Source organism: Clostridium sp. HGF2, assembly GCF_964240115.1.
In the GTDB taxonomy this organism is placed as follows: Bacteria; Bacillota_I; Bacilli_A; order Erysipelotrichales; family Erysipelotrichaceae; genus Clostridium_AQ; species Clostridium_AQ innocuum.
In genome coordinates this window covers 1-5,597 of sequence record NZ_CAXSSO010000023.1, presented here as the reverse complement: position 1 = coordinate 5,597, position 5,597 = coordinate 1, and the positions used below count along the sequence as shown (strand labels likewise).

Below are 5,597 nucleotides of genomic sequence, written 5' to 3'. Positions count from 1 at the left end.
TTTTCCATTCTTCACAAACAATACTCTTTCCAAATCTGCATACGTATGCATATAGGTCTTTTCTATTTTAGTATACTTTTGTGCTGCGTGCAACCTTATTACCGTCTTATTTTAGATTTTATGGAAAGAACGGATTGCTTCTGTATAAATTTCCATGCTATACTAGGATTAACATTTCCCTGGAGGATCCATTTTGAAAGGACAAACATTCTACAGCAGTCTCTACGATTCGCTTACATCCTTGATCATAACGAGGCGGCTTCCCTATGGGAGCCGTCTTCCATCCGCTAAACAGCTGTGCAGCACATATCAGGTAGGAATACGTACCGTACAGGACGTCCTGCGCGATATGCGGGATGCCGGCTATATTTCTTTAGAGGCACGCAAGCGTGCACAGGTGATCTGGCAGCCCTCACAGGCGCACGATGAGCAGACGGATTTCTATATTCTGCATACACACCGGCAGATGATTGACGTTTTGGAAAGCATGCGTCTGTGCCTGCCTCCCCTCTGCAGCGGGTTGTGCGATTTACTGCAGGAAAAGGATATCCGTCATTTATATAAAATGCTGTCGACGCTGGAGGATAATAAAAATCTGGAAAAACGCCGACTGCTGATCCGGGATTTTAATGTATATCTGCTGCAGCGTTATCATAATGATATGATTCTCGATTTGTATCTGACGACCTTTTCCTATATTGAATATCCGCTGTTGTACCATACGGATCTGTTTTCCTCCTATCATGGCACTCTGAAGCACGATTATGAGCAGCTGCTTGCCGCCTATACAGATAAAAACCGCCGCTTTGTATATGATTTTTATTATCACACGATTTGCTACACCATACAGCGTATCCGTGAGCACGCAGCGCAGATACAGCTTTGCGGCAACCACCGTATACCGGAAGCAACCCCCTTTTTCTGGCAGCCGAAGCATTCTCATGATTACGTTTACACACTTGTCTTCCGAGACCTTATTCGCAGCATCGCCTGCAAAACCTATGCCGATCAGCAGCTGCTGCCGCCCATAGAGCAGCTGTCCAGAACCTATCAGGTATCCTACGCAACGATTCGCAAGGTTTTGAAGCAGCTGAATGATATCGGGCTCGCAAAGACCTATAACGGTCTGGGGACCCGCATTCAGCTGAATAAGGGGGTTGCACATGCACATCTGGAGGACAGTACAATGATACGTGACGCCGTAAAATTCATCGGGGCTGTACAGTTTATCACCATCACGATCGGCCGCTGCTGCCTGGAATATTTCGACCAGCTGCTCGTGCTTTCCCCTGTTATGGAGGAGCGGATAAAAAAACGGCATTATGATGGCGTCGGTTTCCTTGATGCCCTGCTGGTGATTCTTCCCAAGGCCAATCTGAAACAGATTCTGCAGGAGTTTCGCAGCATTTTGTCATGGGGCTTTTATTTCACACTGCTGCAGCTGGATGAACAACTGGTCGATCTATATTACAAGCGCTGTGAGGAAGCGGTTGGCTTTCTGGTGAAACGGGATGCCGACGGCTATTGCCGCTGTATACAGCAGGTCTACATGCAGCTGTTCCATATCATCATCCATTGTGCCAAACGCATCGGCATCCGTCAATGTGATGCCATTCAGCTGCCCGATATCGATTCCCTTCCTCTGCAGGAAACAAAGAATGTCTGCGCTAACCCTTGACTCCTGATGAAAAGACGGCTGCTTTCTGCAATAAGAATGGTCGGCGGGCGATTCTCACACCACGCCGGTATGACTGAATGCTGTAGCTTCGTAGAAAAACAGATATGGAAGGAAGTGCTTTCCGTCAGGGAAAGCTTTATCGGCAACTCTTTTCCATGGTGACCATATGCGCTTGTGGATAACCGCCTGTACAGAAAAATAACATCGGATTATAAAAAACCTGCAAAACCATATCCACGGGTTTTCTGTGCAGATTACCGGCACTTTCCTATCAGGGATTTCCTGCTATGGGTATGCAGGCATAGACAAATTCCTTTATTGACTGGCTCAACAGGAATACATCAAAATCCACCGGAGTCCGGTGGATATTTTCTATATTCTATTGAATGCGCCTATAAGCTGTCCTGCTTCCCTGCTGTATCTGTATCAGGATAGAAAAGGATTTCTTGTTGCAGATTTCAGGCAGATTCCTGTGAATGGTGGGTCGTATAGGCACGATCAAAGGTAACAACCAGATAGTAATGATCACCCTTATGCTCCCGGATCCGCTGTGCAAGGGCATCCAGAATCTGCTGATTACTCATTTTAATATGGAAGGGCACGACAACATCGAAAATCATATTCGTATGGGTTTCTCCCGGAACGATACGGAAATCGTGCATGCTCAGGTCTTCATCAATTTCCTTTACGATTGCTGCTGTCAGTGTTCGCAGCTCATTGGTCAGCGGATCGTCAATATTGATGGGATCCATGTGGATAACCATCTCCAGTCCCATATTCTCCTGAAAGTCGCGTTCGATATTATCAATCATATCATGAGATTTCAGTACATCCTCCTTATAATCCACCTCCACATGCACAGATGCAAAGGTACGGTGCGCACCATAATCGTGGATCATGAGATCATGCATACCCAGCACTCCATCATAGCTGTTAATCTTATCCTGAATCTGTTTCACCAGATCCTCATCCGGTGCCTGTCCCAGCAGCTCATCCAGCGCCGATTTGATGATGCCTCCACCCGCCATCAAAATAAAGATGGCAACAACAACCCCCATATAGCCGTCCAGATTAAAATGAATAATAGGAGAGAGTACTGTGGAAACAAGAACAGCTCCCGTCGCCATAACATCACTGATGGAATCTGCAGCGGTCGCCTCCATTATACTGGACTTCAAAAGCCTCCCGTATTTCTTATTATAACTGTACATCCACAGCTTTACGGAAATGGAAAACAGCAGAATAATCACACTCAACCAGCTGAAGGACACTGCCTCCGGTTGAAGAATCTTATGAAAGCTGGTGCGAATCAGCTCAAAGCCAAGCAGCAGGATGGCTACAGCAACGATCATTGATGCAATACATTCGTAGCGCGCATGGCCAAAGGGATGCTTTTCATCTGCCGGCTTGCTTGACAGCTTAAAGCTGAGCAGGGAAATCACAGAGCTTCCGGCATCGGAAAGGTTGTTGACAGCGTCTGCCGTTATGGACACACTGCGTGCCAGGGTACCGGCCAGAAATTTAAACAGAAACAAAATCACATTGTTTGCAATCCCCACCGTGCTTGTAAGGTTTCCATATGCCTTTCGCACAGCAGGATCTTCCAGCTCGTTATAGTTGTGTATCATTTTTTTCGCAAGATAATTTATCATTATATCACCCACTTCTTTTATGAATATCTAGTTTAACACATTTCACCAAAATGGGAAAGATTTACATGAAAGTTTTCGTTTCATCATATAGTATATCGGTGATAACATGAAAAAATTCACGGGCTTTCTGCTGTTTGGTCTTCTCTTACTGACACTTGGCTTTGGAACCCTGACGCTGCAAAGTGCACAAAACGCACTTTCCATCTGGTTTGAAAAGCTGGTTCCCTCCATGTTTTTATCTATGGTTCTGGTTCGTCTGCTCTATAAGGAGCATGCGTTTGACCATCTTCCCTCTCTAGGTCTGCCTGCTTTGCTGGGGATGGATCAGGGGGCATGGAATCTGGTTTTATGCACGATGTTCCTTGGCTTTCCCACCGGCTCTGTCTTTGTGGATGAAGCCGTACGGGATGGTGTCCTTTCCCGGCAGGATGCTGCACGCCTGCTGTATTGCTGCTGTTTTCCTACACCGGGCTTTGTCATTATCTCCTGCGGTATCGTCTTTTTCAAATCTCTGCACATCGGCATGCTGCTGTTTGCTTTGCAGCTGCTCAGCGGTCTGCTGTTGCTGCTGTTCACCCGCAGACACACGATTCATACCTTTCCTGCAGCTGTTGCTTCCTCACAATCCTTTATGCGGAATCTTAGCAGCGCAGTTACGGAAAGTGGAATTTCTCTCTATATGATTGGGGGATATCTGATGATTTTTATGAGTGTTACCGCTGTGCTGTTTTCCTTTCTTCCGGAATTTCCTGCGCTTATCATACGCAGTCTTGCCGAGTTTTCCAGCGGCATCGTTTTGATCAACGTCACACCGTTTTCCACTATGCAGAGATTACTCCTTACCAGCTTTCTGCTTGGATTTGCAGGCTTCTGTGTACATATGCAGATCATGAGTATGGTGGAGCAGGTTCCTCTGCGTTATCCCGTCTTTCTGCTTTACCGGATTCTGCAGGGGATGATTTCTGTCCTTCTGCTAATCCTTTGCGTGCAGTTTCTATAATCTTCCTGTATAATAATACAAAAGGAAGGTGATCATATGAAGATTGCATGGATTGGCTGCGGCGTGATGGGGACCAGCATGCTGCTGAACCTGAAAAAGGGCGGTCATACGGTGAGTGCCTATAACCGCACCTATGAGAAGGCCGCTCCCCTGCTCGAGCAGGGAATCCGGGTGGAGCGTACCATTCGGGATTGTGTAAGTGATGCGGATGTTGTCTGTACCATGGTCGGTTACCCAAAGGATGTGGAAGAAATCTATGAGGGGGATGACGGTATCTTTGCACATGCCAAAGCGCATGCCGTACTGATTGATTTTACAACCTCTTCGCCCGCGCTGGCAAAAAAGCTGTACACAGCAGCAAAGGCAAAGGGATATGCCATGCTGGACGCTCCGGTATCCGGTGGTGACAGCGGGGCAAAAGCCGCATCCCTGTCTATTATGACTGGCGGGGATGAAGAAGTGTTCGAACAAATGCGTCCGCTATTCTCCCTATTGGGGACGGGAATTCAGTATATGGGAGAAGCAGGAAGTGGTCAGCATACAAAGGCCTGCAATCAGATTGCCGTGGCAGGCGCTGTGGCAGCGATGAGTGAAGCACTGGTATATGCAAGAGCGGTCGGACTGGATGAGCAGAAGATGCTTACCGCTATCGCCAAAGGAGCTGCAGGCAGCTGGCAGATCGACAATACCGCACCGCGTGTTCTTGCAAACGACTTCGCTCCCGGCTTTTATATCAAGCATTTTATTAAGGATATGCACATTGTTCAGCAGGAGATGGAGCAGCAGAACGTCCATCTGGATATGCTGGAGGCTGTCTGCAATATGTACGAAGCACTGGCAGGCATGGGAGAGGAAAACAACGGTACACAGGCACTTGTGCATTATTATAAATGAATATAAAAGCTGTGACAATTTGGCTAGAATCCTGACACCACAGCTTTCTATATATCACGTTTATCGAACATTTACTCAATCAGACTTAAGCTGAAACAGAGTTTCTAAAAATGTATATTGTGCTTACGCATTTTTATGGCTATGTCAAAAATTTTCTGGAATTTGTAGTGGCATACATGACTGTAATGCACTATTCACCGGATGCCATGGAGCAATATAAGCAATCGATCTGCATCCTATTCATATTTATCCGTGCTTTTGAGGTATGGCAAAAAAACACGCTTTCTCTCTATTTGAGCAATGTCATCAACTTAAGGTATCTTGACAAAAAAAGAGTATTCAGTATAGAGAACAATCAATATGTTCCTATAGA

Annotated in this window: 4 protein-coding genes; 3 read left to right on the top strand and 1 reads right to left on the bottom strand. The window is 46.3% G+C overall.

The window, feature by feature from the left end; genetic code table 11:
- Positions 1-193: 193 nt before the first annotated feature.
- On the top strand, positions 194-1,678 hold the full coding sequence (locus ACESPQ_RS20745) for a GntR family transcriptional regulator (RefSeq protein WP_373144873.1): 1,485 nt from the start codon (positions 194-196) through the stop codon (positions 1,676-1,678).
- A gap of 458 nt (positions 1,679-2,136) precedes the next feature.
- On the opposite strand, the gene ACESPQ_RS20740 is transcribed toward ACESPQ_RS20745, so the two are convergent.
- A complete protein-coding gene (locus ACESPQ_RS20740) occupies positions 2,137-3,330 on the bottom strand; it encodes a cation diffusion facilitator family transporter (protein ID WP_002610192.1) in 1,194 nt (397 codons plus the stop codon).
- Between the two features lie 106 nt (positions 3,331-3,436).
- Between ACESPQ_RS20740 and ACESPQ_RS20735 the strand changes: the two genes are divergently transcribed.
- Entirely contained in the window at positions 3,437-4,330 is an 894-nt protein-coding gene (locus ACESPQ_RS20735; RefSeq protein ID WP_002610190.1) for a membrane protein, read from the top strand.
- Positions 4,331-4,366: 36 nt separating this feature from the next.
- Positions 4,367-5,224 carry an NAD(P)-dependent oxidoreductase gene (locus ACESPQ_RS20730; protein ID WP_002610188.1) on the top strand — a complete coding sequence of 286 codons (858 nt, stop codon included), beginning with the start codon at positions 4,367-4,369 and terminating at the stop codon, positions 5,222-5,224.
- Positions 5,225-5,597: the final 373 nt, after the last annotated feature.

Excerpts from the sequence above, each read along its gene's own strand:
- ACESPQ_RS20740 (WP_002610192.1), bottom strand. The coding sequence starts at position 3,330 with ATGATAAATTATCTTGCGAAAAAAATGATACACAACTATAACGAGCTG.
- ACESPQ_RS20735 (WP_002610190.1), top strand. The coding sequence starts at position 3,437 with ATGAAAAAATTCACGGGCTTTCTGCTGTTTGGTCTTCTCTTACTGACA.
- ACESPQ_RS20730 (WP_002610188.1), top strand. The coding sequence starts at position 4,367 with ATGAAGATTGCATGGATTGGCTGCGGCGTGATGGGGACCAGCATGCTG.